This is a genomic window from Desulfosporosinus sp. FKA, assembly GCF_002196785.1.
GTDB classification, from domain to species: domain Bacteria; phylum Bacillota; class Desulfitobacteriia; order Desulfitobacteriales; family Desulfitobacteriaceae; genus Desulfosporosinus; species Desulfosporosinus acididurans.
The window spans coordinates 13,425-39,202 of sequence record NZ_NAHZ01000023.1; the positions used below are offsets into that span (position 1 = coordinate 13,425).

Below are 25,778 nucleotides of genomic sequence, written 5' to 3' on the forward strand. Positions count from 1 at the left end.
CTTAACAGCTCTGGCTAGCTGTGTTCAAATACTTCGCAACGATTTCCATAGCACAATACTTTCCGCACATGGCACAAGCCGTAGACTTCTCTCGATTGCGAGTGTTTCTGATTTCTTCGGCTCTCTGGGGATCAAGGGCCAGTTCCATCTGCCTCTTCCAGTCCAGTTTCTTTCGGGCCATAGACATTTCCAAATCCCATTGATTGGCTCCTTTCAACCCTTTGCCTAAGTCACCGGCATGAGCTGCAATCCGGGCAGCGATGACTCCCTCCCGCACCTGAGCAACACTGGGCACGCCAATATGTTCAGCTGGAGTAACATAACAAAGAAATTCCGCCCCGGCCCAGGCACTAAGAGCTCCCCCGATAGCCGCATTAATATGGTCATAACCGGCAGCAATATCCGTCAGCAACGGTCCAAACACAAAATACGGTGCTCCCTTGCAAAGGCTCTTTTGTAACGTAACCGTCGCCTTCACATGATCAAGAGGCATATGCCCAGGTCCTTTAATCATGATTTGGACCCCTGCTTCCCTGGCCCTCCTGACCAGTTCTCCTAAAATAACCAATTCATGAACCTGGGCTCCATCCAAAGAATCAGCCAGACAACCAGGTCGCATCCCATCAGCCAGACTGAGAGTTGCGTTATATTTCCTGGCAATTTCCAATACCCGATCATATTGTTCATAAAGAGGATTTTCACATTGATTGGCAATCATCCAGCCGATTAAGTGAGTACCTCCGTAACTTACCAAGGGATCAAGGCGGCCTTCTTTCTTGGCCCGTTCCACAACCTCCATAGTCGTTGCACAGTGCAAAGCCAGGAAATCAACACCATCGGCTGCATGCCTCTCAATGACCTCAAACATTTCCTCGACATCCATTTTTACAGTCGAACCGTACTTTTTCCCAGCTTCAGCTATTGCCTGATAAACAGGCAGTGTTCCAACCGGCACGAAAGCAGAATTTAAGGTTTCTTTACGCATTGTATCAATATCGCCGCTGACACTCAGATCCATGAGAGCATTCGTACCTGCTGCCAAGGCTGTTTTGACCTTTTCAATTTCTTCGCTTATGGTGGCTTCGCTGCCGTAAAGACCGATACTGGCACTGACCTTAGTCCGCAGTCCCTTCCCAATGCCTACAGGAACAAGAGTCTTGTGGTTGATATTACCAGGGATGACAATAGTTCCTTCAGCAACTCCCTGCCTGATAAATTCCGGTGCAACGTTTTCGCAAGCCGCCACCTGCTCCATTTCAGGTGTTATTATTCCTTCACGCGCTTTTGTTAACAAACTCATCATTATCTTCCTCATCCTCCCGATAATATATAATGATTTTCTTTGAATCCCTTTGCCGATCTAACCAGTTTCCTGTTTAAAAACCGGCACGTGATATACCCCATCAAAACACGCCGTGCAAAGCTCTTCAGACCGCTGCAGGACTCGAAGCATTCCTGGCAGACTAAGGTAATAAAGGCTGTCCGCTCCAATCTGAAGCCTAACTTCTTCAACAGTCCGCTGCGCAGCAACAAGCTCATCAACGGACGGAATATCGATACCGTAATAACAAGGAAAGCGTAAGGGCGGAGACGCTGCCAGAAAATGCACTTCTTTAGCGCCTGCTTCTCTGAACATTTGGACAATTTGGCGGCTGGTGGTTCCCCGAACAAGGGAATCGTCCACAATAACTACCCTTTGCCCTCGAATCACATCGCCAAGAACATTAAATTTCAGCTTAACAGCCCGTTCTCGTTCCGTTTGTTCAGGTTTAATAAACGTCCTCCCCATGTACCTGTTTCTAATCAAACCTTCTCGGAAAGGCAGGCCAAGCTGCTCGGAGTATCCCATAGCCATTGCCGTACCAGACTCGGGAATGGCTATGACTTCGTCCCCAGCCATCGGATGCTCTCTGGCCAACTCTCTGCCAAGATCTCTGCGGACTGAATTCACAGTTCTGCCATCCAGTACACTGTCCGAACGTGCTAAATAAATGTATTCAAACACGCAAAAGCATGGGCGTCGTCTCGAACAGTTTTGGATAAACTCAATCCCCGCTTCGTTGATTATCACACCCTCACCGGGATTAATCTCCCGAATCACTTCGCCGTTTGCAGCCTCAATAGCGCACGTTTCCGAAGCTATCATATAACCGACTTCGGAATTTTTCATTTTACCCAAGCATAAGGGGCGCATCCCATGGGGGTCTCGCAAGCCGATTAGACTGTTTTCTGTCAGCATGACCAGTGAGTAGGAACCTGATATGTCATTCAGATAGCGTTCCAAGAGTTTCTTAAGCGGGAGACTCCTGTAATGTTCTATAAAACTCAAAAAAACTGCACTGTCTAACTTGAGTGATTTAGTTGCTCCCGCTGGTGCCAACCTCTTGTTTAATTGACTTGCATTGGTTATGTTGCCATTATGAGCTACTGCGATACTGCCCCGTTCATCCTTATAAACCAAAGGTTGAGCGTTTGCTTCCGAACTATCACAGCTGGTTGAATATCTCACATGTCCAATGGCGGCATTTCCCTTTAAGTTTTCAATAAGATCTTTATTAAAAACTTCTGTAACCAAGCCCATTTTCTTATGTAATCTAAGTTCCTTCCCATCGGAAATGGCTATCCCTGCGCTTTCCTCTCCTCGATGCTGCAGTGCAATAAGTCCATAATAAGTTTTCAGAGCAACACTCTTACCTGGAGCGTAAATACCGAAAACACCACACTCGTCACGGGGTTTGTCATGAAGTTCCCACGGAAACATTCTTTTCGCCTCCCTCGAAATCAGTAACCTTTTAAAAATTAGCAGCCGTTTAAAACAAAAAATCCGCAACTCACTAAGAGCGCGGATTTTTCCATCATCCTCACCTAAATCGACTTAAACACGAAGCCGACAGATAGAATTTACAGGCAGGTCTCCTGACTCTGGTTCATAGCTTCCTTGCCCCCTTCCTCCCTACGGAGTGGTTGCGGCAATAGCTCCCCATTACAGTGGCGGGTCCGTCCGGGACTTGCACCCGGTTCCCTATTCTCCCTCATTGGGCACCTGTAAAAATATGTTTATTTACAGTTGATATTACTTAAGAAAACAGAATCTGTCAAGTGTAAATTGTTTCACTTGGAGAAGGTGTGAGTAAAACTGCATTGGCATTCTGAAGCTATCGTTTAATAATGCTGCCATACGTTTCTCTAAGTTCTTGTAAATACTTCATTTTTTCCAATGGGTTCTCCTTCAGTTGTGCTATTTTTAAAATCAGTAAATCAAGCAGCGCTAAAGGTGACATCATGGAATGATACTCGTTTGGTTCTCCGCGATAACTGTAAAGAATTATGTCGGCGAGTTCCAGATAGTCTGAGGTCATTAAGTCTGTAAATAAAATAGTGTGGTAACCTGCTATTTTGCTGTGCTTTAAGAGAATTTTTACCTCAGATAAAAGTCGGGAATAGCTGAACATTATAACGAGGTCATTTGCGGAAAAATTAACAAGTGATTCATAAAGAGCAGAGCCGCCCTTGAGAAGAAGAAATTCAATACCAAAGCGATTAAGACGATAAATTAATATTTCAGCCAAGCCACTCGACCCATCTGGAGCAAATATATATATTTTGGGTGCTGAAATTATGCATTCAGCCGCTTCTTTTAAAGTTTCAGGCATCACTTCTCCTAAAGTCTTTTCAATATGATAATAATACCGTGACATAAAATCATGAATGTTAAAATCCTTCTCATTCCATTGTCGGAGTGTAACAGATATTTTGGACGCAGGTGTTGAACATATATTATCGCGCAAATATCTCTTAAATTCCTTTATATCCTTAAATCCAATCTTTTTCCAAAAGCGGGAAACGGTCGATGCACTGATGCCTGATTTCACGATCAATTCTTCAGTGGTGATATATTGGAGCTCGTTTTTATTGCGCAATAAACAATCCATAATACGGTGATCAGAGCTAGAGAAATGTTTTTTATTTTCTTGAAATATATTGTCCAACATTGTATTTTCCTCCTGCGTAGTTTAGAGATTATTAATAGATAGAGAGAGAGAGACTCAAACGCGTTTTGAGGTTTCGCAGCACTCTTTTAGAATTATATACTTAAAGCAGTCAAAACTGAAATTAATATTTCAAATTCGCTATTATGAAATGTTTTACTTAGTATTTACAATCCCGTAATTCTACCATAATACTTCTATGCTAAAATCGAGTCAGTTTTAGAATAGAAAGGAAAATAATTCAATGCCAGAACTATATTTTTCATCCACACTTATGTGGCCTGCTTCTTTGGAAGATCTTTTTCGAACAGCTTATGAAAACGGTTTTGCTGGAGTTGAATTTTGGGCTCAGCAGTTTGCTGTCAAGGGATATTCTGTAAAAGATTTTGTAAAGATGCTTAGTATTTATCCGCTCAAGACTATGGTACATAGCTTTAGTTGGGATCTGAATTTGGCATCCCTAAATGATGAGATAAGAGAAGCCTCAATTAGAGAGACGCTAAAGGGAATTGATTTAACAGCAACATTAGGAGGATTTGAAATTACTGTGCATCCCGGAAAAAGAACCCTAGATACAGAGCCTGAAGTTTATTACGAACGCCTACGGAATTCTCTAGTTGAAATCTCAAGGTATGCAAAAGAACGTCATGTCAATGTTTCCCTGGAAATCATGGAAAAAGCCAAGAAAGAATTTGTTGTTTCCATCGAAGCTTTAAAACAACTGACAGGAAATTTATTTAATGAATTTTTCTATACTCTGGATATTGCCCATTGCGATCAGGAAGAAATAATATTTACATCCTTAGCAAGTTTGGACAGAATATCCAAACTACATGTAAGTAATCGAAAAGGTAAAATACTCCATACTCCGTTAAGAAAGGGGGACTACAAATTAGATAAACTATTGCCGAGGTTGAGTAACTATAAGCTGCCCTTGGTTATTGAAGGATTTGATGACGATAATGAGTTCTGGATATTAAAAGATAACATTAAATTTCTTAAAGAAAACGGAGTATTATAACCCTGAATTTGTTATTTATCTATTTATTAAAGCATTGAAAGGATGATTATTGTGATAAAACTAAAAAAACTATTAGTGGGTCTGATGGTTACCGGTATGATTTCTGTTCTGGCTGCCGGCTGCGGGCAGAGCCAAACCTCCGGGACTACTACTACAAGTGCTAAGACGAATAAGTCAGGAAGTATAACCCTTTATACGTCACAGCCTGAAACAGATGCCCAAAAATTGATCCAAGGATTCAATAAAGAATATCCTGATATTAAAGTCAACGTTTTTCGCTCAGGAACAGAGCAAGTCGTCAGTAAATTATTGGCTGAAAAAAAGGCCGGCGCTGTCCAAGCTGATGTGTTACTTGTTGCGGACAGCGTTACCTTCGAATCCTTAAAGGAACAAGGAATGCTTATGTCATATGCTTCCCCGGAATTAAAGGGAATTCCAAAAGAATACATCGATAAAGACAACATGTATACCGGTACAAAGGTAATTACAACAGGAATTATCTATAATACTAACATGGTAAAACAGCCCCTTAACAGTTATCAGGATCTCTTAAACAGTAATCTTAAAAACAATATTATGATGCCAAGTCCCCTATATTCTGGCGCAGCCGCCTATAACATCGGAGTTATTGCTCGTACAAATGGACTTGGCTGGGGATATTTAAAAGACTTAAAAACTAATGGGCTGGTTGTTGGCCAGGGAAATGGAACCGTCCAAAAAGCGGTTGTTAATGGAGAAAAGGCCTGTGGTCTTATCGTCGACTATATGGCTGTCCGTTCCAAGGCTCAAGGGGCTCCTGTAGATTTTGTCTATCCCGCGGAAGGGTCACTGTCTGTAACAGAACCGATTGGTATATTAAAAACGACTAAAAATGCGGACCTGGCTAAGGCTTTTGTGAATTTTGTACTTTCCCAAAAAGGCCAGGAACTTGCGGCAAATATCGGATATACCCCCGTTAAATCCGGAGTGCAGGCACCTAATGGCCTAAAATCCATTGATCAAATCAAAGATCTTTCCTACGATGTTTCTGTATTGTACAAGCAAAGGGATGCTGACAAAGCCAAGTTTAGTAAGTTGATGCAATAGGAATCGCGCAAATGATTATAAAACATAAAAAAGGACGAATAACCAAAGAACAAATTCTTAACTATATCCTCTACGCTGTCGTGGCTTTTGTTTTCATAGCGCCTGTGTTTCGCCTTTTAATCATGAGCTTTACCGTACAACAGGGTTATAGTATAAAAAACTATACCCTGTTATTTCAAGATAAAAGAACGATCCTGGCAGTTAAAAATACGTTTGTTATTGTCCTTGCCTCAACCCTTATCTCCGGATTGTTTGGTTCTTTCTTTTCATTTTTAATTGCCTATACCAATATTAAACGCAAGAGGTTTTTAGAACTTCTTATACTTATGCCTTTTATTATTCCATCATATATTATTACGTTATCGTGGACAGGAATCCTAAGAACCAACGGCCCTATCAATCACTTGCTTGCCGCCGCCGGTATAGCCCAGCTGCAGCTCTACTCCATGCAGGGAATCATTTTTATTCTGGGAATCTGCAACATTCCTATCGTCTATTTAAGCGTCGTACACATGCTGCGCAGAATACCCAGAGATTTGGAATGGGCTTCGCGAGCTTCGGGGTATACCCTATGGCAGACAATGTTAAGAATAAACCTGGTTCAGGCCATTCCGGCTATTTTAGCCGGCAGTGTTTTAGCCTTTTTATCAGCCATTGATAATTTTTCTGTGCCGGCATTTTTAGGTATCTCAGCTAATATCCCAGTGTTAAGTACGTATATTTACGAAAAAGTTATTAGCTTTGGTCCTAGCGCTTTTCCTAATGCGGCAGCTTTATCTGTTATTTTGTCAGGTATAGCTGTTTCAGGAATAATGGTTGAATATATCTTCACCAAAAAAAGTTCTCACTTGGATAGTATTAAAGAAGATTTCTCTGTGAGAATTGAATTAACCGACAGCGTCAGGAAAACAGTAGAATGGATTACGATAATAGGATTGATGATTTTTAACATTATTCCGATAGTGTATATGCTCTGTAGTTCTTTTCTAAGATATTACGGCTTACCTTTCGCTCTTAAGAATTTAACGTTAGAAAACTTCCATCTTATATTCAGCAACAGCGGCGTTGTTTCTGCACTTGAAAACAGTGTACTGTTGGCTTCGGTTACCAGTATTGTCTGTATTATTATCGGGACGATAATCGCCTATCTAAAGGTCAGAAAAAACAATAAGGCTGTTAAGATCCTTGAAAACAGTGCCTCTTTAACTTACGCAATTCCAGGCATTGTCTTGGCGCTTTCTATGATTTTTCATTGGGTAGAACCTATGCCTGGATTTCGCCCGCAAATCTATGGTACGATAAGCATTCTAATCATTGCCTATATAACCCGGTATTTGATTTTGCAGATTAAAGGAAGTACAACGGCAATGTTAGCTGTCGAACCCTCTTTAGAATATGCAGCCATGGCCTCGGGAACGAAACTGCGCATGTGGTTGAAAATTATGATTCCCCTCTTAATCAAACCGGTTTTAGCAAGTTCTTTTTTAATTTTTGTTTCTTCCATGACGGAATTAACCCTCTCTTCTATGCTTGCAGCTGCCGGGACGAAGACCATAGGGTTAACGATTTTTGATTTTCAGCAATCTGGAGATTATAACTTAGCTATCGCCCTATCTTCACTTATTGTCATATTAATTCTCGCCGGATATTTACTGTCAATAACCTTAATGACAGAAAAAAACAACCTACAGGAGAGGATAAATGAATCTTATTTTAGAAAATGTAACTCAAAAATTCAACAATACTCTGGCTTTGAATCAAATTAATCTTGAGATTAAAGACGAATTTGTCGCAGTTCTCGGACCATCAGGCTGCGGTAAAACAACCTTGTTAAACACTATTGCCGGATTTCTCAAACCAACTGCCGGGATAATCCGCTTGGGCGATAAAATCTACTCGGATGACCAGAGGATGGTTGCGGTGGAAAAAAGAGATATAGGCATGGTTTTTCAATCGTTTGCCCTCTGGCCGCATATGACTGTCAGACAAAATGTAGAATATCCCATGAACAGTTCAAAACAAAAAAAATTAAGCAAACAGGAAAAACAACAAGCTGTTGACAATGTCCTAATGGCAACAGGTCTGACCAATTTACAGAACCGCCTGCCGGGCGAATTGTCCGGTGGGCAAAAACAAAGAGTTGCTTTGGCGCGTGCTATTGTTGCAAAACCCTCGATCCTGCTGATGGATGAACCTTTGAGTGCCTTGGATGCAGAACTAAGAGTGGAAATGCGCAAAGAAATTCAGGAAATTCATAGGCTGACCGGGGCTAAGGTTATTTATGTAACTCATGACCAAGGGGAAGCACTTGCTATGGCTGATCGCATCATTATTATGAAAGGTGGACAAATCGAGCAGATTGGAACACCTGAAGCAATCTATAAATACCCTAAAACTCAATTCGCGGCAACTTTCGTAAGTAAATGCAATCTGATAAGCGGAACTTGGACCGATCAGCAATTCCATGTCGCTGGAAAAAACATTGTCTACGAAGGCAAAAATATTGCCGAAACATTTAAGCAGTCGGGCATTTATCCGGTCAGACCGGAGGAATTCAGGATTTCCCGTGATGAGAACGGATTATCAGGGATTATTACCAATAAACAATATAATGGCAGAGAAATTCACTATTCGGTTCGCTCTGAAAAAAGCAATTTCACGGTTTATGCAAAAGCAACAGAAGAATTCCACATAGACGAAACAATCAATCTAATTAAAATTAATCAATGAAGAATTATCAAGGAGATAATAATGGATATTTTATTTGACCTGCATACCCATACAACTGCAAGTGGTCATGCTTTCAGTACCCTGAAAGAAAATATTGAAGAGGCTAAGAAAAAAGGGCTTCTAGCTATAGGAACATCGGATCACGGCATGGCTATGCCAGGAAGCGCAGACCCTGTATATTTCACACAATTAAAAATTTTAAATGACAGCATTATGGGTGTGAAAATATTACGAGGAATAGAATCCAATATAATAGACTATCATGGACATTTAGATGTTAAGGATAGTCTATTAGCCAAAATGGATTATATAATAGCGAGTCTGCATACTCCTTGTATTACGCCTGGATCTGTTGAACAAAATACCAAGGCAATCATAGGCGCAATGAAAAATCCTCTGGTCAAGATTATCGGACATCCTGATGATGACAGATATCCATTGGATTACGAAAAAGTTGTTGCTGCAGCAAAAGAGTTTCAAGTTGTCTTAGAATTAAACAATTCCTCTTTTCAGCCTACGTCCGGCAGAGTTAATGCTTTAAAAAATGCTGAAGTCATGCTGAACTTATGTAAAAGATACGAGGTCAGAGTAATTATGAGCAGCGATGCTCATATTTACTATAATGTTGGAACGATGACCGACTGCGAAAAAATAGTCCAAAGGCTGGACTTTCCTGAAGAATTGGTTCTAAATTATAGCTTAGAAAAGCTTAAATATGTGTTAGGGGTGTGTTAGGGGGACGGTCCTTTTGACACACTTTTGACACACTTTTGACACATAAACGGTCAACTCTTTTATGGTAATTCTAACCATTTACACAAAGTTTTTTACGTCCTCTCCTCAAGTTTTTACCTCCTCCGTTGATCTCAACTCACTGACCATTTTGATTCCATCCCAGTTTGCATTAATTAACCCCGCTCAGATGCGGGGTTATAATTTTTCGATTTCCTCAATTTTTACTCCAAAGACACCAAGTGCAGGACATTCACATAAATTTCTTGATCTCTTCCTCTGAAAGACCTGTGATTTCAGAAATCGATTTCACATCCATGCCCCTTTTAAGCAGTTTTTGGGTCACTTCTAGCATAAACTCTTTTCCGCCTTCTTTTCTGCCTTGCTTTCTAGCTTCTTCTTTTGCTTCTTTTTTTGCTTCCTCTCTACCCTCTTTTCTTCCTTGTTCAATCGCCTCCTTTAACCGCAATTCTGCATCTCGAACCGCAGCCTTTTCATCTAATATAAATTTAAGCCTAGATAAATATGCTGCGCGAATTTTGGGGTCATCACTTAATTTCTCCCATTCTTCTATTTCTGTTTTCAACACTGGGTCTTGCATAAAAATCTCCTCCAATGTCTAAAAAATCAAGGGTCTCTAGATGATGCTGAGTAGAACCGGAATGCATTAACCATCCGGGTTGTTTTGATTTCCTTTAAAGCATCTAAGGCACCCTGGTCAGGATATTTACTTATATTTCTTTGATCTCTTCTTCCGAAAGACCTGTGATTTCAGAAATCGATTTCACATCCATGCCCTTTTTAAGCAGTTTTCGAGTTACTTCCAGCAAATTCTCTGCTCTACCCTCCTCTCTGCCTTCTACTCTACCTTCCTCTCTGCCTTCTGCTCTGCCTTCCTCTCTGCCTTCCTCTCTACCTTCTACCCTACCTTCCTCTCTACCTTTAACTCTGCTTTCTTTAATCGCCTCTCTTAACCGCAATTCTGCATCTCGAACCGCAGCCTTTTCATCAAGTACAAACTTACGCCGAGCTAAATATTCTTCACGGATTTTGGGGTCATCGCTTGATTTTTCCCACTCTTCTATTGCCTTATTCAACACTGGGTCTTGCACAGCAATCTCCTCCAAAGTTTTAAATATTTCCTCGTCCTCAGAACCTTCTAACAAAAATAACCATCTCACTAATCCGTCTTCCCTTGGGCTTATAAGTTTTTCTCTCCATTTTACAAGAAGTTTAGGCAGTTCCATGAAATGGATCTCCAAAGCATCGGTAAGTTCAAATCCCTCATCCTTTTCGAAAAGGCGAAATACGCTATGAAAATTTCTAGTCTCTCTTACAAAGTTAAAATCCAAAATGTTGATCGTTATTGTTTTAGCTAACTCCTTATAACCCATCCCTTCCTGCATTTGGTGGGCATACATTTTGGCCCAGTAATATAGTGTCCTCCGTTCCATGTCATGTTTGTTTGCCAGCTGAATTTCGATATTAATTTGAATTCCTTCGTCGGTAACGGCACGGATATCCATCACAGATTTCTTGTCATCTTTATACTCTTTATTAATTTCAGGATTCAATAATGTAACCGATGTAATCTGGTTATCCCGCGGAAATTTCAGCGCAGCATTTAAAAAGGCTATAAGAATTGCTTCATTACCTTGCTTGCCAAAAATCAGCTTGAAAGCATAGTCAATTTTCAAATCAATTAATTGTCTCATAATTGATTATTCACCACTCTTATTAATTGCAAACATTATACCATTTATTGGGTTATCAGTCACTCACCTTACTAGTTTTGATTCAATCTTCTTTCAACCCCAAGCGCATCATAGACATCCTCTTCAAAAAGCGAGTCGAAAACCTTTTTACTTCGGATAATGCATATCGCGGGAGACTCCCGTCAATAGCCACTTTCTAAAGTCATATTCTTTGCCCTATATTTGGATGAAATGGAATAATCATTGATCTTTTTACATTATAATACTATTATGATTATGTATTAGTTTATCATTATGAATAAGGAGGGATATGAACGATTCAAGATTCAACATCCACTTCTAAACTCTGATTTTATGAAAGGAGGACAAATATTGGATAGTAAAAAAGGCATTATTTTTACAGGAGCAGTTATTGGAATACTGGCAGTTGTTCTGGTTCGTTTTGGTAATCCTGTAAACATGGGAATCTGCATTGCTTGCTTTATACGAGACACTACGGGAGCTTTGGGCTTACATCGCGCAGCAGTTGTTCAATATATACGTCCGGAAATTATCGGGATTGTTTTAGGAGCTTTTCTGATCTCACTTGGCAAAAAAGAATTTGCTGTCCGAGGCGGCTCATCACCCTTTATTCGCTTCATACTTGGTTTTGTCGTTATGATTGGTGCCTTGATGTTTTTAGGCTGTCCTCTCCGCATGGTCTTAAGACTGGGAGGCGGCGACCTCAATGCCTTGTTTGGTCTGGCCGGATTTGCAGCCGGAATTATTGTCGGCATTATTTTCTTGAAAAATGGCTTTAGTCTTAAACGAACCTACAAACTCTCCCCACTGGAAGGTTTCCTATTTCCCCTGCTTAATGTCGGACTTTTTATCCTTCTTTTAACAGCACCTGCCTTTATCTTCTTTAGTACCAAAGGTCCGGGTGCCGGTCATGCCCCAGTATGGATTGCTCTTGCTGCAGGAGTAATCGTCGGAGTCTTAGTACAAAGAACCAGGTTATGCATGGTAGGCGGTATTCGAGATGCTATCCTCTTTAAAGATACGTATTTGATTTTGGGATTTATCTCCATCCTTGTTTTTGCCAGCCTGGGAAATTTATACTTTGGCTTCTATAAGCTCAGTTTTGCCGCTCAGTCAGTAGCCCATACTGATGGGCTATGGAACTTTCTAGGCATGGCCCTGGCAGGCTGGGGTTCTGTGCTTCTGGGAGGATGCCCATTAAGGCAGCTTATTCTGGCTTCCGAAGGAAATATTGATTCCGTGATTACCGTTTTAGGGATGTCTGCCGGAGCGGCCTTTGCTCATAACTTTTCCCTTGCCGCCAGTGCTCAAGGCCCTTCCCCTAACGGAAAAATTGCGGTACTCATTGGTTTCGTTCTCTTACTTGTGATTGCTTCTTTCAACCTGGAAAGAGAGACCAAAGCAACTGTCCAAGGAGGTGTTAAGATTGGCGCAAGTTGATACAAGAGGAATGTCCTGTCCCCAACCGGTTCTTATGACCAAAAAGGCACTCGAAGTTAACTCAGCTGAAGTCACAGTCCTGGTCGATAGTAAAACAGCAAAATCAAATGTGGAACGATACTTGAACTTAACTGGTTACACAATTAATACTATTGAACTGGATACCAAAACCCATACTTTTGAAATATCGGCAAAGAAGCAATGAGCCTATGACTTACATTGTGCTCTTCTACACGAACTCTTCCGCCCTCAAATTTGCCAAATTGATACAGAGATTGAACCATCCAGGAGAATTGATTCCTTTACCCCGTAAGTTGACTTCCAGCTGCGGCTTGGGAGTAAAATTCGAATTCACCCCGAATCTTGCCGAGATCATTTCTGACGAAATCGAGAAAATTTATGCTGTTGCAGGGAACCAGTACCAACTGGTTTATCGTGCTCAGGAGTAAACTGAATAACAATAAGGGCTTCGGGCAATGACGAAGCCCTTACTAAAGGAAATGGTATCATGAACGGATTATACTTAGATAATGCAGCCACTTCTTTCCCTAAAGCTCCCGGGGTAGCTGATGCTGTAGCCGGATTTCTAGGCAATTGCGGCTGTAATATTAACCGGGGACTTTACACTGCATCATTTGAAGCTGCCAACATTGTCTGTGAAACACGGGAACTACTATGTAACCTGTTTAATTTTCCCAAACCAGAAAACGTAATTTTCACCAAAAATATTACGGAAAGTCTTAATGTTATCCTTAAAGGATTGTTGAAACCCGGAGATCACGTGCTTGTTTCTTCTCTGGAACATAACGCAGTCATGCGGCCTCTGGCTTCACTGGCCAAACAAGGCGTCGAAGTATCTGCAGTTCTCTGTAATCAAAGAGGGGAACTTTCCAGCGGCGACTTACGCCCGCAAATTAAGTCAACTACAAAAGCTGTTATTATGACTCATGCTTCCAATGTTAGTGGTACAATACTGCCTCTCGAAGAAGTCGGCCGAGTATGCCGGGAGTATGACTTGTTTTTCATTGTTGACAGTGCTCAAACAGCCGGTTTCTTAACTATAGATTTTGATAAACTAAGGGCCGATGCCCTAGCCTTTACAGGCCATAAAGGTCTCTTAGGCCCGCAAGGAATCGGTGGTTTTTACCTTAATGAAAAATTAGCCTCACTGGTTGAACCCCTAATCGAAGGGGGAACCGGAAGCGCATCCGATAGTGTTCACCAACCCCGCCATCTGCCTGATCGTTTTGAAGCAGGCACCTTAAACTTGCCGGGGATCTACGGGCTCCATGTTGCACTTAAATACATAGCGGCAGAAGGAATTTCCGCCATAAGAGAAAAAGAGCTGGCTCTTGTGCAGAGGTTTATGGAAAATGTTCAAACCCTGCCGGGCATTCAGCTCCTTGGCCCCGACCCAAATCAAGACCGAACCGGGATTGTTTCTCTTGATTTTTTAAACCACGATAATGCAGACATCAGTTATCGACTATTTAAGAACTTTGGGATTATGACCCGCTGCGGACTTCATTGTGCTCCGGCAGCCCACCGGACCCTTGGTACTTATCCCCAGGGGACCGTACGCTTTAGTTTCAGTCATTTTAACTCGATGAAGGATGTAGACTTTGCGATTCAAGCCTTAAGCAATCTAACTTCCCATGATGGAAATTATAACATTACGGCCCCACCACCAATCGCCCACCCCATAGAGAGGAAGGCAGCTAATGCAAAATCGCACGATGCCAAGCTTTAGAATGCTCTTTCATTTAATATCCTGTGTGCAAATTTCGAACTTCAAATAAATATATTTAAGCTTCCGATATTACTGATATTGATAATTTCCTGCCTCATTTTATCAATATTCCACTCTACCATCCCATCTGGTTAACCGGACGCCGTGAGCGACAAATGATGTTAACTCGCAACTACATCCCGTTGTTTCAGCCATACGACTGCAAATATGATACCAATGGCCAAATAGCCCAAACTGTTAAGGACAAACTGTTCCGTACTGCACTGCATTCCTCCGCCCGCTTTGTTGGCACGCATACCCAGGCATAACAGTGAATACGGAAACCATACACCATAGCCCTTGGCAAAGGCAGCGAGCCCCATAACCCCGCCGATTAAGGCGATTCCAACTGGTGCGGCAAAACTACGCAGCACAAGCGATAAGCACAACTGAAGAGCACAGATAACAATCCCGCCTCCAGTGCCGTACAAAAGCCATTCGGAAAGCTCCGGCGGAATCGGAGAAACAAGACCACAAAGCTTGCCGGAAATCACAAACAGCACTCCGACCCAAATCTGCGTCAAAAGTACCATAGCGGAAGCCATAATAAGCTTGGCAAAAAAGAAATACGAAACCGGAACGGGCGCCGTCATAACCGTGTTCCAGTTATGATTGGTATGCTCCAGGCGACACAGATAAGAACAATATACTCCGATAAGGGCAGGGAGAAAAAAATAGCAGCTAAAGAGGGTATGCTGAGTCCACAAGCTGTACCACTCATCCTCTAAAATACTGACATTTTGGAGGTAATTAAATGTACCCATAACAGCGGGTAAAATGGGAAGAATTAAAAAAGCAAGCCAGACGGGACTGTGATAAAGCTTCATTCTTTCTGCCCTAAGGGTCCTAAAAAACACAACTTACATCTCCTTTCGAATAAACAGCGCGCGTCCAATGATATAAATCACGCAAAACATGACGGTCAGAGTAAGAAAACCGCTCCAGTCGAAAGGCGTATAGTAAAAATTGCTGATACGCGTTTCTCTATCCCAGTTCAAGCCCACAAACATCAGCACACCATAATATCCCCAAAGGACCAGCCTGGAAAAACTCTGTGGAAAAAACATCAAAAAGAGTCCTGCAAAGCTTCCGATAATCCCTACTGTAAGAGAAATCATCTGATTCTTAAACAGAAATGACAAAACCTGCTGCAGCAGCAGAATAGTTAGATTTACAGATGCTGTACTGAGCAAATAATAAAATAATTTATCGACTGGCGGATTCCCCTCAAATCCGGCTGCATAACCTACAGCAACAATGACTGCAAGCTGTAAAAAGACTAAGACGAGCATATACAGAGCTCCGCATAAAAATTTAACAGCAAACAAACGTCGGGCGGGCATCACGGTATTCAGGAGCTTAAATGTCTGCCCCTTATGCTCAATATCGCAGAGCCGCGATGATACCACTGCTGCTATAACCGGCATCATGATGGAGTTTAGCAGCGGAAACCGGTATAGAATATTCATCCAACCCTGGGAAAGGTCGTGGACGTCCATCCTCCCCACGCTCCATAACAACCACAGTATCTGCACGGAAATCATTACCGCAACAATAGCCCATACCCTTCTGCGGCGGATTTTTTGAAATTCGATAGTTAGCGCCTGTATCATAAACTCACCGCCGTTCCGGTCAGCTCCAGGAAGATATCTTCAAGACTCTTGCGTCGTTCCTCTATGCGCACCACGCCAATATTTTTTTCATAAAGCCGGTAAATATGACCGGCAAGTTCGTCATCGGAAAACGTAGGCAGTAAAAGATAGTCCTTCTGTACCCGGCAGGAAACCCCCTGCCCGCTGAGTAGTTCTGCCGCTGTCTCGTTATGCAGAGTTCGGACAGCAATGCTGTCTCTGCTTCTTTCATGCAGCGTTGCTAAAGTATCCTGAAACACAAGCTGTCCGCCGCTGATGATTCCCACATTATTGGCTATTTGGTCAATCTCGCTTAACAGATGACTGGAAACCATCACCGTCATGCCATATTTTACCGGCAGTGAGCAAATCAGATCGCGCATCTCCTGGATACCTGCAGGATCAAGGCCGTTTGTCGGCTCGTCGAGAATTAAAAGCTTCGGATTACCCAACAACGCTCCGGCAAGACCAAGTCGCTGCTTCATGCCCATTGAGTACTGCGAGACCTTCTTCTCCTTCTGATTTTCCAGCCGGACGATTTGCAGCACCCTGTTAATATCTTTTTCCGGCACACCCTTAAGTGCACAGAGAATCCGCAGGTTTTCCGCACCGGTCAGATGCTCGTAGCAACTGGGAGATTCAATCAGGGACCCAACCTTCCTTAGGATCGAGAGTCTGTTTTTGCTGTTAACAGGCCTGCCGAACATGGCGATGGTTCCGGATGTAGGCCTTGCAAGGCCTAATAACATTTTCATTGTGGTTGACTTACCCGCACCGTTTGGCCCGAGAAAACCGTAGACAACACCTTCCGGCACCTGAAGATTCAGATCGTTCACTCGTAAAACCTTTTCGTACCGCTTACATAGGCCGCTTGTTATGATAATATCCGACAATTTTGATGTCCCCTTTACGTTAAACTGGAAACATCATAACAAGCCCTCCTTACATAAGCCTATACTAAAGCTTACATTTACCTTAAACCTAAAGAAAAACGAACAATATCTCTTTTCTTTACGCTATAATGATTGTGGTGATAGTAATGAACGATATTTTTGACTGCCAGCTGCTGATCGTGGACGACGAGCCAGAACTGTTAAAAATGCTAAGCAACATCCTAAAGCAGGAAGGCTTTAGGAAAGTTTTTTCTGCTGCAAACTGCCAACAGGCGCGCCAGCTCTTTGCTCACGAGAAGCCGGAAGTCGTAATTCTGGATGTTTCCCTGCCGGACGGAGACGGTTTCTCCTTGCTGCGGGAATTCCGTTCCCTATCGGCTGTTCCTGTAGTGTTTCTTTCCGCACGCGACGAAGATGAAAACCGTTTGCTCGGCTTAGGGCTCGGAGCAGATGACTATATTACCAAACCCTTTCTGCCGCGTGAGCTGACCCTCAGGCTGAAAGCCGTCCTGAGCCGAGCCTATTTTCCCGTCGTACTGCAAAAAATTAAAAGACCGTTTTTTCACCTTGGTGAAAACGAGGTTGACCTGAACAGCGGCACAGTCACGACAAAAACCGGGCAGCGTACACTTACGGCTAAGGAATTTGCTCTCCTTGAAAAACTCTATGAAAACCGGGAAAATATCGTGACCGGCGATAGTCTATGCCAGGCCGCTTGGGGCGACAACCTTTACGGCTATGAAAATACATTGATGGTTCATATCCGGCGTCTGCGCGAAAAGATAGAGCCGGATCCATCCGTTCCGCGGTATTTGCTTACTGTGCGAGGTCTTGGCTACAGGCTGACAGGAGCGGAAACGAAATGAAAAGTATGATGAAAATTCTGATCCGTTATACGCTCTCCGCAGCTGGTGTTACCCTTGTTTTGATTGTAATTAATTTCACAATACTTGCAGCATGGACGGTTCAGACAGTTAAAATAGCCCAAAAAGACTACATCGTTTCCCAGCTTGCTAACGGCCTGACAAAAACAGACAATATTTTCACGCTTTCCCCAGCGGTTAGCCATGAAATTACTAAAAGAAATCAATGGGCAATGCTGTTAGATCATAACGGCAAGGTGATCTGGAGTGAAAATTTGCCAAGCGACATACCACTAAAGTACTCTGTTCTGGATGTGGCGGGTTTTACCCACTGGTATCTGAAGGATTATCCGGTCAATGTCTGGCAGCAGCAGAACGGTCTTTTTGTGCTTGGAAGCGAAAAAAGAAGTATGTGGAAGTACAATATCGAGATGCCGCAAAAGATTATGGAAAACATACTTGTGTGGATTCCCTTTGTTCTGATATTCAACGCTATTGCGGCATTACTGCTGGCCTTGCTTTTCGGTATACGCTTGTTTCGCTCATTGAAACCTTTGGCAAAAGGAATTGAGGACATGGCCGAAAAGAGGCCGGTGAAGATTTCTGCAAACGGCCTGCTTGGAGACCTTGCCGCTGGAATCAATCAGACTTCCGCGCAACTGGCTAAACAAGAAGCTGCTCTCAATAAGCGGGATAATGCCCGCACAACATGGATTGCCGGAGTTTCCCACGATATCCGCACTCCACTTTCTCTCGTTATGGGTTACGCTAGTCAGCTTGAGAACGACACCGAGATACCCCTGTCCAAACGCGAGGAAGCCAGTATTATCCGACGCCAGAGCGAACGGATCAAAACACTGATCAGCGACTTAAACCTGGCTTCCAAACTGGAATACGACATGCAGCCGATTCGAAAAACCGCTGTCCCGCTCTCGGTGCTGCTACGCAGCATCGTCGCCGATTTCTTAAACAGCGGTCTAGACGACACTTACTCTCTTAACCTAGTGATCAGCGCAAACGCGCAAAACGCCGTCCTCCCCGGCGATGAAGAGCTTCTAAAACGGGCGATTTCCAATTTGATAACGAACAGTATCCGCCATAACCCCAAAGGCTGTGCAATTAAACTAACGTTAGAAATGGGTTTGGGCAATTGCTCTCTCAGCGTTTCCGATAACGGTGTTGGTTTCACAAATGAGATGCTTAACAAGCTAAATCATCCGAAAAGTTCTGCTCGCTTGGAAAACCACGGTCTTGGCCTCGCCATAGTACAACAAATAATCACCGTTCACGAAGGAACTATAGAATTTCGTAATATTCCCAACGGCGGCTGCATCATAGTACTTTCTCTACCAATGCCTATTCATCATCTTCAGGTATAAACGTAATTCCTAAAGCCATGCCAAGGGGAATAACTATCTTACTAAACACATCAATCCGACTCTTAAATAGATAATTCAGTATAATATTCAAAATCCAGAACGATACAAATAAACCAAAAAACTTAGTTATTTTTTTCTTTATTTGTTCCCGTTTTAGCTTCCTTATGTTTGATATTATTCTCCAGAGAAGGTAAACGGAAAGTAAAACTAACAATATTAGATAACCAAAGACAAATTCAGATTTCCAGTGATCAGCTATGTCCTTTATCCAGATAAAACTTATCGTCCATGCAACGAATAGCAGAAAAATAGCAGTTTTGATTATTGACAATTTTCTGTTCATGTCACAACTCCAATTAAGCTTACTCCCTAAATCCAATATCCCCTTCACGTTTTTCTAAGGAAAATACTTCAGCAAAAATAATATCTGAAATTTTATCCATCGCACCGTCAGAGATCTCATCTGCTATGGCCTTAAGTTGTGAGTATTCAGCCTTAGTGAGTTTAGGATACTTATTTAAGAGTATTTTCATTGCTGATACTGCTTCATCAAGATTCATTATAATTCCTCCCTCTATAATCCGAAAATTACTCCCTCATATTATACCAATATAATATCAAACAGGTGTATCTCACTTGTTAAACTTTGCGTCTATTGTGTTTCCTTTTTGACAATCTTAACCGGCAGTGATTTCAGAAGCGGGAAACCATCGATAGGATCATTGATCAAATCTGCCGTGATAATATTCACATTACCTTCTTGCCAGCCATGGGTTATCTGAACGGTACCTTCTAATACTTCTGAAAATCCAAGGACTCGAACAGGGAGCTCTATTGAACCCACAAAGGAGCTGATCTGCACAATATCCCCGCTACGTAGACCCAAGGTTTCTGCATCTGAAGTATTCATTTCTACTTCCGGTCCGGGTGTTAACACTTTGAGTTTTGGCAGATTATGATACCTGGAATTGCAGGTACCCCTCCTGCGAGAACCGGTAATCAAGACATACGGGTATTCTTGATTTTTTTCCTCCATATATAATGGCTGCCGGTATATCGGCAGTTCATCATAGCCGTATTTTCGCAAATAAGAAGATACAAATTCAACTTTTCCTGAAGGCGTTTGAAAGCCTAGCGTTCTGTATTTCAAATATTCTGCTTCAGAATACTCTATCCCTTCAGGACTATTGGCCAATTGATCATAGGATATAGCCGCCTGACTCAATAACCATTGGTTGACTTCGACCTCATCTTTCCACGGGAAATAATCTTGAAGATGCAGTTGATCGGCCAGCGCTTTCCAAAAATCATACTCGCTTTGACATAGGGCAAAATCAGTAACTTTGCGGCGCAGCCCAATTTGCCGGATATGACTATTAACTATAAGCTCTGTCCGCTCCAGGAAGGATGCGGCTGGTAAAAAATAGTCTGCCAGTTCCGCAGTTTCCGTCATAAATAAGTCGCGAACTACCAGCAGTTCCAGGTTCCCTAACGCCTGCTTAACCTTGAGGGAATTAGGGTTTGTCAGTACTGGATTAGCAGCTGTCATTATCAAGCCTTTCAGGGGATAGGGTTTACCTGTGAGCATAGTGTCCATGGCGGTCATGGTGTGACATTCTTGACGAAAATCATAGAGTACCGGAAACTGCTGCGCGCCAATCGGTTCTAGGTGACGCAGCGGAATCTCATCATATAAGGTTAGGGAAGGGAGCCCCGCTCTTTGAGGCAGCAGTTCCCCGCCCTTTTGGTCGATACAGCCGCACAAGGCCCCAATAGACGCAATTGCCCTGATGTTATTAATACTATTTTCGTGATGTTCTAAACCGATGCCGACATAATTCAAAGCCTGGGGAGCGTGCTCAGCAAATTCTCTGGTCACCTGCCATAAGACAGAAATAGGCACCCCCGTCTCCCTTTCAACCCTGGGGGGCGTAAATTCTTTCGCATAGGCAGAAAGTTCCTCAAAACCTATAGTAAAGCTCTTAACAAACTCCTCATCATACCACTTCTTTTCAAGGATCAAATTAATCATTCCCAAGGCAAAAGCTCCGTCTGTGGCAGGCTTTAATTGAACATGCCAGTCTGCTTGACGCGATGCTTCGGTGACCATGGGGTCGATTACAATCAGCCTGGCTCCCCTATTTCTCGCAGCCGCTGCTTTTTGGGCAATCACCGGCCGACTTAAGGGAGGATTTGTTCCCCAAAGCAGCATGCAGCTGGTGTTATCGAAATCCGGGACCGGGTATGTGCCATCGACCAGTGAATAGCCGATATAATGACCGCAAAAACATTCTGAGTCACAGGAAAAGTAATTCGGTGTGCCAAAAGCATGGCAAAAGCGCCTTGCGTATTCCTCTTGCTGAGCAAATCCAATGGCTTCACCTTTCCAAAAGCCCATGCTTCTGGCACCATAGTTATTTTTCAGTTCGTTCATTTTATCTGCTATTTCACTTAAAGCAGTCGTTAAAGGAATTTCCTTCCAACCCTGCCTCGTCTTTTTAAGAGGTTTGGTGATCCTATCCGGGGCATAGATCCAGTCCATAGCAGCCAGGCCTTTAACACAAATTGTTCCTTGATTCCAAGGGTGATTTTTTTGGCCCTGTATTTTAACAATTTTCCCCGTATCAAGAAAAACCTCAATACTGCACTGTTCGCCGCACATCCGGCAGTAGGTATTAATCCTTTCGTATGGCAAGTCACCAGCTCCTTTCTTTAAAAATGGCGGGAGCCTTCATAAATGCAGAACTCCCACCATCCATACTTATTTTTGCAGCCAGGTATTCCAGAAGATTTGTTTGCAGAAATCCGGATACCCCTGAAGTGACTTGTTTTTCACGTGAAGACGGCTATAGTTGACCGTTTTGATCATAGGGACTTTATCCCAAAACTCCTTGTACATATCCTTGACATCCTGGATTCTAGTATTGGTATCAGTTTCTCCCAGCATTTTATTAAAAATGGCATCCATGTGGGCTGAATCATCATCCTGCCAATTACCGATCCATTTTTTTGTACCGATCCACGCCCCAAAAACCTGCGGGTCGGGGTTGAATTCCACCCAATTGGAGATACTGATATTCCAATTATTAACCTGCGATCGTTTTTGCAGCATCGTTGCACGGTCGTAGAGCTGAACGTCCACCCTAAAGCCAACCTTTTCCAGCTGGGATTTTAAGGACAGGGCACCTTGGCTTTCCACAGCATTTTCTTTGGTATTCAAGATGACAATCGGTGTTCCATCATAGCCGGATTTTTTTAGCAGCGCTTTAGCCTCTTCCAGATTTGGCTGATTGTAAATTCCTTTACCGGCGTTCCCATCATACCAAATACTTCCTTTTGGGAACAAGGAACCGTCTAAGCGCCAAAACTTTTCATCGCCAACAGCTGCTTTGCCATATTCAGCCATATCAAGGGCAGCATTAACTGCCTTACGAGCATCCAAATTATTAAAGGGTGCCTTCCCGCAATTAAACACCACCATACCCATCATGTCATAAGGAACAATGATCGGTTGAACATTGGGATTGCTCTTTAACATCTCATATTTATCTTGAGACACTTCATCAGCATACTGAAATTCTCCGGTTTCCACCCCTGCAACCCTGACTTCCTCGTCAGGAACAAACTTAAAAACGATCTCATCTAAATAGGCAACTCTTTTTCCAGAAAATAAGGAGGATGGTCTCGGGTTAGGAACATATTTATCAAACCGTTTAAGCTTGACATACTGATCTGGAACATATTCCGCTACTTGATAAGGCCCTGTGCCAATGTGTTCGGTAATAATGTTATCGCCGAATTTATCGACCATTTCTTTCGTACGGACATAGAATTTTTGTCCGGAGACTTCAGAGGCAAGAATATTGACAAAGGGCGCATAGGGCTCTTTAAACTTAAAATCCATCTCATAGGGACCAATAACTTCTACCTTGTCAAAATAAGGTTTAATTATGTCACCGGCACCGTTATTCTTCAACCATCGATTAAAGGAAGCTTCAACGTCTGAAGAAGTCATTTCTTTGCCATTCTGGAACAAAACCCCTTTACGAAGCTTAACTTTATACGTCTTTCCCCCATCAAGCTTTTCATAACTATCCGCTAATTGAGGGACAGCTTCAAACTTGTCGTTAAATTCGAATAGACCTTCGTAAATGTGATTATCTATTTCTGTTACTTTCCATTCTGTTGATTTATCACTGTCTAAATGTGGCGGAGCAACTTGGTCCGCTACCGTCAACGTCCCGCCATACTGCGGCTTAGCGTTGGAGTTGATGTCACTGCTGGATGCAGGCGCCTTCTGAGCTGAGCAGGCAGTCATGGATATGGTTAACATTCCAATCAAGACCATTGCACAAAATTTAAATACCCCGTTTCGTTTAATCATCTTTCAACCTCCCAGAGTTCTATCTCTTAATAATTTATCAAGACTTCTAACTACCTCCGGCTAAACTGATTTAAACCACCCCCATATTAAGTTGAATTACCTGCCCTTCCGATCTTTCATTCAATTCTCTGCAATGGCAGGCAACGGCATGAGTGCCTGAGGAAATTAAACTCGGTTCTATACTCTGACATATCTCCTTTTTCACCGGACAGCGGTTGTTAAAGCGGCAGCCCTGCAGCAACTCACTAGGGTTTGGCACATCACCCTCGAGAATGATTGTCTCCCGCTTTATCTCCGGATCAGGTACAGGAATCGCCGCAAGGAGTGCTTTAGTATAGGGATGCTGCGGATTAGAAAATATCTCCTCAACTGTCCCTATTTCAACGATTTTCCCAAGGTAAAGGACTATAACCCGATCACAAATATGTCTTATCACGGATAGATCATGGGAAATAAACAGATACGTTAAGCCGTATTCTTGCTGAAGATCCTGCAACAAGTTAATGATCTGGCTCTGAATTGATACATCCAAAGCAGATACCGGCTCATCGCATACCACTAACTTTGGCTTTAAGATCAAAGCTCTGGCAATGCCGATTCGCTGCCTCTGCCCACCGGAAACCTCATGAGGATATTTACTCAAATGGCCCTCGTTCAGGCCTACTTTTTCTAATAGCTCAAGAACTTTTTTCTGCGTCTCTGCCCGAGTATCTCTCGTTAGCAGCTTTAAAGGTTCGCCTATTAAGCTGCCCACTTTCATCCGAGGATTGAGAGAAGCAAAGGGATCTTGGAACACCATCTGAATATCCTTGCTCATCGTTCGAGATTCATGGTTGCTCAGGGCGAATAGGTCGATCCCCTCAAAAAGTACACTTCCCCGAGTTGGCTTCAATAAACGCAGAATCATTTTGCCCAGGGTGGATTTTCCGCAGCCTGATTCGCCAACAATTCCCAACGTTTCGCCTTTTTTGACCTCGAAACTTACACCATCCACTGCCTTAACAGCTCCTTGGCCTCGAGAAAACATCCCTCCCCTAAATGGAAAATGCTTAACTAAGTTTTGAACTCTCAAAATATCCTTTACTTCACTCATGTCTTCCTCCTTCCAGCCATTTCTCAGCCTTCCTCCAGCAGCGTACAAACCGTTCGCCCTCGACCTGAACCAAAGGAGGTTCATTCTTCAAACAAATTGGCTGGGCAAAGTCACATCGGCTCTGAAAAACACACCCTGTTTCTCTGAAATCCCCCTCTTGAACAGCTCCCCGAATAGCAAAAAGACTATTTTTGGGCTTATAGAAATAAGGCATTGAGGCTAAGAGTGCCATGGTATAGGGATGTTCAGGCTGTTTAAAAAGTTTACGGACGGGTGCTTCTTCCATGACCTTACCGGCATACATCACAATCACCCGCTGGGTCATTTCCGCGATGACACCCAGATCATGGGTTATCAGCATCAAGGCCATATCCTTGGTTTGGCACAGATGCCTAAGAACCTTAAGAATCTGCGCCTGAATGGTTACATCAAGAGCCGTAGTCGGTTCATCGGCAATCAGCAGTTCCGGGCTGCAAGCCAAGGCTGCGGCAATCATTACCCGCTGCCTCATCCCGCCTGAAAATTGATGCGGATATTCTTTGATTCTTCGTGAAGCCATAGGTATTCCAACAAGTTCCAGCAACTCAACAGCCTTAGTCAAACCCTGTTTTCTGCTCAAGGATTGATGCCTCTCGAACACTTCACCAATCTGCCTACCTATCGTTAATACAGGATTTAAGGAGGTCATTGGTTCCTGAAAAATCATAGAGATTCTATTTCCTCTAATATCCCGTACCGTTTGGGGACCCTGAAGTAAAATATCTTTTTCTCGATAAAGGATTTCACCGGAATCGATGGTCCCGGCAGGCTCAGGAATAAGCTTCATGATGCTGAGAGCGGTAACGCTCTTCCCGCATCCCGACTCTCCCACAATGCCAAGAGATTCGCCCTTATGAATATTGAAAGATACTCCGTTAACAGCAGGCACGATCCCGCCCTTCGTATGGAAAGACACCTTTAAATCTTTAACTTCCAGCAACTTCTCAGCCATAAAGACAGACTCCTTCTAAGC

Annotated in this window: 25 protein-coding genes and 1 riboswitch; of the genes, 11 read left to right on the plus strand and 14 right to left on the minus strand. The window is 42.8% G+C overall.

Annotated elements, in window-relative coordinates; genetic code table 11:
• Position 1: 1 nt before the first annotated feature.
• The 3 genes from thiC to B5771_RS06825 all read right to left on the minus strand — a co-directional run bounded on the left by thiC (position 2) and on the right by B5771_RS06825 (position 3,992).
• Complete coding sequence (gene thiC, locus B5771_RS06815; RefSeq protein WP_088186889.1) at positions 2-1,300, minus strand: phosphomethylpyrimidine synthase ThiC; 1,299 nt, start codon at positions 1,298-1,300, stop codon at positions 2-4.
• A gap of 60 nt (positions 1,301-1,360) precedes the next feature.
• The gene (purF, locus tag B5771_RS06820; RefSeq protein WP_088186858.1) at positions 1,361-2,761 is read right to left on the minus strand and encodes an amidophosphoribosyltransferase; all 1,401 of its coding nucleotides are present in this window, start codon (positions 2,759-2,761) and stop codon (positions 1,361-1,363) included.
• Positions 2,762-2,888: 127 nt separating this feature from the next.
• A riboswitch (cobalamin riboswitch) is annotated at positions 2,889-3,062 on the minus strand.
• A 93-nt stretch (positions 3,063-3,155) separates the two neighbouring features.
• Positions 3,156-3,992 carry a MurR/RpiR family transcriptional regulator gene (locus B5771_RS06825; protein ID WP_088186859.1) on the minus strand — a complete coding sequence of 279 codons (837 nt, stop codon included), beginning with the start codon at positions 3,990-3,992 and terminating at the stop codon, positions 3,156-3,158.
• Positions 3,993-4,233: 241 nt separating this feature from the next.
• Between B5771_RS06825 and B5771_RS06830 the strand changes: the two genes are divergently transcribed.
• From B5771_RS06830 to B5771_RS06850, 5 genes are read left to right on the plus strand one after another with little or no spacing between them, the layout of a single operon-like run.
• Positions 4,234-5,010: a sugar phosphate isomerase/epimerase family protein gene (locus tag B5771_RS06830; RefSeq protein WP_088186860.1), complete on the plus strand. Its 777-nt coding sequence runs from the start codon at positions 4,234-4,236 to the stop codon at positions 5,008-5,010.
• A gap of 51 nt (positions 5,011-5,061) precedes the next feature.
• Positions 5,062-6,096, plus strand: a complete 1,035-nt coding sequence (locus tag B5771_RS06835; protein WP_242966776.1) for an ABC transporter substrate-binding protein — start codon at positions 5,062-5,064, stop codon at positions 6,094-6,096.
• Positions 6,097-6,107: 11 nt separating this feature from the next.
• Positions 6,108-7,862, plus strand: a complete 1,755-nt coding sequence (locus tag B5771_RS06840; protein WP_088186862.1) for an iron ABC transporter permease — start codon at positions 6,108-6,110, stop codon at positions 7,860-7,862.
• Complete coding sequence (locus B5771_RS06845) at positions 7,798-8,826, plus strand: ABC transporter ATP-binding protein (protein WP_088186863.1); 1,029 nt, start codon at positions 7,798-7,800, stop codon at positions 8,824-8,826. The genes B5771_RS06840 and B5771_RS06845 overlap by 65 nt, the downstream gene beginning before the upstream one ends.
• Positions 8,827-8,847: 21 nt before the next feature.
• Positions 8,848-9,561 carry a phosphatase gene (locus tag B5771_RS06850; protein ID WP_088186864.1) on the plus strand — a complete coding sequence of 238 codons (714 nt, stop codon included), beginning with the start codon at positions 8,848-8,850 and terminating at the stop codon, positions 9,559-9,561.
• Positions 9,562-9,811: 250 nt separating this feature from the next.
• Here the strand turns inward: B5771_RS06850 and B5771_RS06855 are convergent, their stop codons facing one another.
• Together B5771_RS06855 and B5771_RS06860 are read right to left on the minus strand one after the other, a co-directional pair.
• Positions 9,812-10,159 (minus strand): hypothetical protein, encoded by a 348-nt coding sequence (locus B5771_RS06855; protein ID WP_242966777.1) that lies wholly within the window; start codon positions 10,157-10,159, stop codon positions 9,812-9,814.
• A gap of 130 nt (positions 10,160-10,289) precedes the next feature.
• Positions 10,290-11,273, minus strand: coding sequence for an Rpn family recombination-promoting nuclease/putative transposase (locus B5771_RS06860; protein ID WP_088186866.1), 984 nt, complete (start codon positions 11,271-11,273; stop codon positions 10,290-10,292).
• A gap of 372 nt (positions 11,274-11,645) precedes the next feature.
• Here B5771_RS06860 and yedE point away from each other — a divergent pair, with 372 nt between their 5' ends.
• The 4 genes from yedE to B5771_RS06880 are packed head-to-tail and all read left to right on the plus strand — an operon-like array spanning position 11,646 to position 14,484.
• Positions 11,646-12,734: a YedE family putative selenium transporter gene (gene yedE / locus B5771_RS06865; RefSeq protein WP_088186867.1), complete on the plus strand. Its 1,089-nt coding sequence runs from the start codon at positions 11,646-11,648 to the stop codon at positions 12,732-12,734.
• Positions 12,712-12,939, plus strand: a complete 228-nt coding sequence (locus B5771_RS06870; RefSeq protein WP_348982941.1) for a sulfurtransferase TusA family protein — start codon at positions 12,712-12,714, stop codon at positions 12,937-12,939. Before yedE ends, B5771_RS06870 begins: the two co-directional genes overlap by 23 nt.
• A 4-nt stretch (positions 12,940-12,943) precedes the next feature.
• Positions 12,944-13,183 carry a DUF3343 domain-containing protein gene (locus tag B5771_RS06875; protein ID WP_088186869.1) on the plus strand — a complete coding sequence of 80 codons (240 nt, stop codon included), beginning with the start codon at positions 12,944-12,946 and terminating at the stop codon, positions 13,181-13,183.
• A 59-nt stretch (positions 13,184-13,242) separates the two neighbouring features.
• On the plus strand, positions 13,243-14,484 hold the full coding sequence (locus tag B5771_RS06880) for an aminotransferase class V-fold PLP-dependent enzyme (RefSeq protein WP_088186870.1): 1,242 nt from the start codon (positions 13,243-13,245) through the stop codon (positions 14,482-14,484).
• A 161-nt stretch (positions 14,485-14,645) separates the two neighbouring features.
• Here the strand turns inward: B5771_RS06880 and B5771_RS06885 are convergent, their stop codons facing one another.
• From B5771_RS06885 to B5771_RS06895, 3 genes are read right to left on the minus strand one after another with little or no spacing between them, the layout of a single operon-like run.
• Complete coding sequence (locus B5771_RS06885) at positions 14,646-15,380, minus strand: ABC transporter permease (RefSeq protein WP_088186871.1); 735 nt, start codon at positions 15,378-15,380, stop codon at positions 14,646-14,648.
• Positions 15,381-15,383: 3 nt separating this feature from the next.
• On the minus strand, positions 15,384-16,136 hold the full coding sequence (locus B5771_RS06890; RefSeq protein WP_088186872.1) for an ABC transporter permease: 753 nt from the start codon (positions 16,134-16,136) through the stop codon (positions 15,384-15,386).
• Positions 16,133-17,047 (minus strand): ATP-binding cassette domain-containing protein, encoded by a 915-nt coding sequence (locus B5771_RS06895; protein WP_088186873.1) that lies wholly within the window; start codon positions 17,045-17,047, stop codon positions 16,133-16,135. Before B5771_RS06895 ends, B5771_RS06890 begins: the two co-directional genes overlap by 4 nt.
• A 146-nt stretch (positions 17,048-17,193) precedes the next feature.
• Here B5771_RS06895 and B5771_RS06900 point away from each other — a divergent pair, with 146 nt between their 5' ends.
• Positions 17,194-17,913, plus strand: coding sequence for a response regulator transcription factor (locus tag B5771_RS06900; protein ID WP_088186874.1), 720 nt, complete (start codon positions 17,194-17,196; stop codon positions 17,911-17,913).
• A complete protein-coding gene (locus tag B5771_RS06905) occupies positions 17,910-19,289 on the plus strand; it encodes a HAMP domain-containing sensor histidine kinase (RefSeq protein WP_088186875.1) in 1,380 nt (459 codons plus the stop codon). Before B5771_RS06900 ends, B5771_RS06905 begins: the two co-directional genes overlap by 4 nt.
• Here the strand turns inward: B5771_RS06905 and B5771_RS06910 are convergent.
• The 6 genes from B5771_RS06910 to B5771_RS06935 all read right to left on the minus strand — a co-directional run bounded on the left by B5771_RS06910 (position 19,267) and on the right by B5771_RS06935 (position 25,757).
• Positions 19,267-19,632, minus strand: coding sequence for a hypothetical protein (locus B5771_RS06910; protein WP_088186876.1), 366 nt, complete (start codon positions 19,630-19,632; stop codon positions 19,267-19,269). The genes B5771_RS06905 and B5771_RS06910 overlap by 23 nt on opposite strands.
• Before the next feature lie 19 nt (positions 19,633-19,651).
• Positions 19,652-19,849, minus strand: a complete 198-nt coding sequence (locus tag B5771_RS06915) for a hypothetical protein (RefSeq protein WP_047810975.1) — start codon at positions 19,847-19,849, stop codon at positions 19,652-19,654.
• 92 nt (positions 19,850-19,941) lie between these two features.
• A complete protein-coding gene (locus tag B5771_RS06920) occupies positions 19,942-21,984 on the minus strand; it encodes a molybdopterin-dependent oxidoreductase (protein ID WP_088186877.1) in 2,043 nt (680 codons plus the stop codon).
• 66 nt (positions 21,985-22,050) lie between these two features.
• Entirely contained in the window at positions 22,051-23,673 is a 1,623-nt protein-coding gene (locus tag B5771_RS06925; protein ID WP_088186878.1) for an ABC transporter substrate-binding protein, read from the minus strand.
• Between the two features lie 70 nt (positions 23,674-23,743).
• Entirely contained in the window at positions 23,744-24,766 is a 1,023-nt protein-coding gene (locus tag B5771_RS06930) for a dipeptide ABC transporter ATP-binding protein (RefSeq protein WP_088186879.1), read from the minus strand.
• Entirely contained in the window at positions 24,759-25,757 is a 999-nt protein-coding gene (locus tag B5771_RS06935; protein WP_088186880.1) for an ABC transporter ATP-binding protein, read from the minus strand. The genes B5771_RS06930 and B5771_RS06935 overlap by 8 nt, the downstream gene beginning before the upstream one ends.
• Positions 25,758-25,778: the final 21 nt, after the last annotated feature.